At 26.6% G+C, this 620-nt stretch carries 1 protein-coding gene; it reads right to left on the reverse strand.

The annotated features are described in order from the left end of the window. The coding region (locus tag MBFIL_RS10825; RefSeq protein ID WP_084266313.1) for a transposase at positions 1-620 on the reverse strand (620 nt) is incomplete at both ends.

Consider the following 620-nt stretch of genomic DNA (forward strand, 5'->3'; position numbering starts at 1 on the left):
TAGGCATCATAACAGCTTCAGGAAATGTAATACTAACATAATCATTATCTATTTCCTTAAATCGATCTTCAAATTCATTTATACGTTGGGACATATTTTTATTGTAAATCTTGATTCTTTTTCTAATGGTCTGTATGCTTTCTAAAATATCTTGGTCTTTTTTATATTCTTGTTCTTTGATTTTTAGTTCTTTTTTAATTCTTCGGATTGAATTTTTACTTTTATCGTGCAGTAAATTCCATTTTTTCATTAGTTTTAAAGCTTTTAATTCATCACGTGTGATAGTGTAGTGTTTAGATCCTTTAATTAATGCATCAGTACCGTCAATGAAAATATGAAGAAATTTTAGAATATGATGGTCATTTAAAACGAGTAATGTGTGTAGAAATATTTTTTTAATGGTGATATAGTTGCTGTTTGATAAAAATCTGCTTAATGTTGTGGACGATGGTGTTTTACCATTTAGAAATGTTTTTAATATTATATCTGTTTTGCATAAACTAGCTATTTTATCTATTCTATACTCATCAACTAAAATTCCGTAACTAATCGCTCCTAAAAGTAATAAACGTGAAATAGCTTTTCTTCCTTTTTCAGATTTAAATTCCCCATTTAATTCA

This window comes from Methanobrevibacter filiformis, from assembly GCF_001639265.1.
GTDB lineage: Archaea > Methanobacteriota > Methanobacteria > Methanobacteriales > Methanobacteriaceae > Methanacia > Methanacia filiformis.